This is a genomic window from Pseudonocardia bannensis (assembly GCF_012911875.1).
Taxonomy (GTDB): Bacteria; Actinomycetota; Actinomycetes; order Mycobacteriales; family Pseudonocardiaceae; genus Pseudonocardia; species Pseudonocardia bannensis.
In genome coordinates, this window is sequence record NZ_JAAXKZ010000253.1 from 1 (window position 1) to 1797 (window position 1797).

General features: G+C 72.3%; 2 protein-coding genes. Both read left to right on the forward strand.

What is annotated here, in order from left to right; translation table 11 throughout:
• Positions 1–154 precede the first annotated feature (154 nt).
• Complete coding sequence (mraZ, locus tag HF519_RS29985; RefSeq protein ID WP_169383709.1) at positions 155–586, forward strand: division/cell wall cluster transcriptional repressor MraZ; 432 nt, start codon at positions 155–157, stop codon at positions 584–586.
• Between the two features lie 278 nt (positions 587–864).
• The coding region (gene rsmH, locus HF519_RS29990; RefSeq protein ID WP_169416310.1) for a 16S rRNA (cytosine(1402)-N(4))-methyltransferase RsmH at positions 865–1797 on the forward strand (933 nt) is incomplete at its 3' end.

Genomic DNA, 1797 nt, shown 5'->3' on the forward strand with positions numbered 1-1797 from the left:
GAGTGGGGGCATCCGCACTGCCACCCCCGCTGACCTGCGCTTTTGTCGGCCCCGTCGGCGCAGAGCGGCGTCGTTCCGGTTGACGGTGGTGCGAAGTGGGGTAGTGTGGAGATCACTGGGGCAAGACGGGGTCGCAGGCTGAGGGGGCGCTCTGGTGTTCCTCGGCACCTACACCCCGAAGCTGGACGACAAGGGGCGGCTCACGCTGCCCGCGAAGTTCCGCGACGAGTTGCGAGGCGGGTTGATGATCACGAAGGGGCAGGACCACTGCCTGTACGTGTTCACCCGCGAGGCGTTCACCGAGATGGCCCGCAAGATCGCCGCGGCGCCGCTCACGAACGAGTCGGCGCGGGTCTTCCAACGCAACCTCTTCTCCGGTACCGACGAGCAGAACCCGGACGCGCAGGGTCGGATCGCGATCACCCCCGAGCTGCGCCGTTACGCCGGGCTCACCAAGGAGTGCGTCGTCATCGGCGCCTTCACCCGCGCCGAGATCTGGGATGCCGAGGCGTGGGCGCGGTACCAGGAGGAGCACGAGGACGAGTACGCGAAGGCGCAGGAGGAGGTCCTACCCGGACTGATCTGAGGCCCGACGGGTAACGCGGGCGGGGCGAACGACACGGCGGCGCCGCGACCCGGGTGCCGTGACTTCCGCTCCTCGCGCCGACGGCCCTGGCGCACCTTCCCCGGTGCCAGGTCCGTCGGTACGAGGAGGGGGCACGGCACCCGGGTGGCGGCACCGCCGACCGGCTCGGCTGGGGAGCACGAGCCGGCACACAGCGGCTGGGGGAGGCCGGTCCGGGTACCCGGACAGGTCATTGTCGCTGAGAGGCGACAGGCAGGGCATTCGGGGGGAGGTGGACGGTGGGGCAGCGCCCTGAACAGGGGACCGAGGACAGGCCGGCTGGGGCCAGGCACGTTCCGGTTCTGCTGCCCCGCGTCACCGAGTTGCTCGACCCCGCCCTGTCGGGCCGCCCGGCGGTGCTGGTGGACGCCACCCTCGGCCTCGGCGGACACTCCGCCGCGCTGCTGGCCGCCTACCCGCAGCTGACCCTGGTCGGCCTCGACCGCGATCCGCAGGCGCTCGAACTGGCCGGGCGCCGGCTCGTCGCGTACTCCGACCGCATCCACCTCGTGCATGCGGTCTACGACCGGATCGCCGACGTGCTCGACGATCTGGACCTGCCCCGGGTCGACGGCGTGCTGTTCGACCTCGGGGTGTCCTCGCTGCAGCTCGACGCCGAGTCCCGGGGCTTCTCCTATGCCCGTGACGCCGACCTCGACATGCGGATGGACCCGTCGACCGGCCAGACCGCGGCCGAGGTGCTCAACAGCTATCCCGTGCCCGAGCTGGCCCGGATCCTGCGCGAGTACGGGGAGGAGCGGTTCGCCGGGCGGATCGCGGCCGCGGTGGCCCGGCGGCGGGCCCAGCGCCCGCTGACCCGCAGCGCAGAGCTCGTCGAGCTGCTCTACGAGGCCGTGCCCGCGGCGTCCCGGCGGACCGGGGGGCACCCGGCGAAGCGGACCTTCCAGGCGCTGCGGATCGAGGTCAACAGCGAGCTGGACGCGCTGCGCACGGCGTTGCCGGCGGCGCTCGACGCGCTGGCGGTGGGTGGCCGGCTCGTGGTCATGTCCTACCACTCGCTGGAGGACCGGATCGTCAAGCGTGAGCTGGCGGCCGGGCCGCGGCAGGTTCTCCTACCGGCTCTGGCGGGAGATGGCGCGCTTCTCGTTCCCCCTGCTGATCGACCGCGTCGTGGAGCAGGCCCGGGAGAGCGGACAGACGGCGCTGCTGGG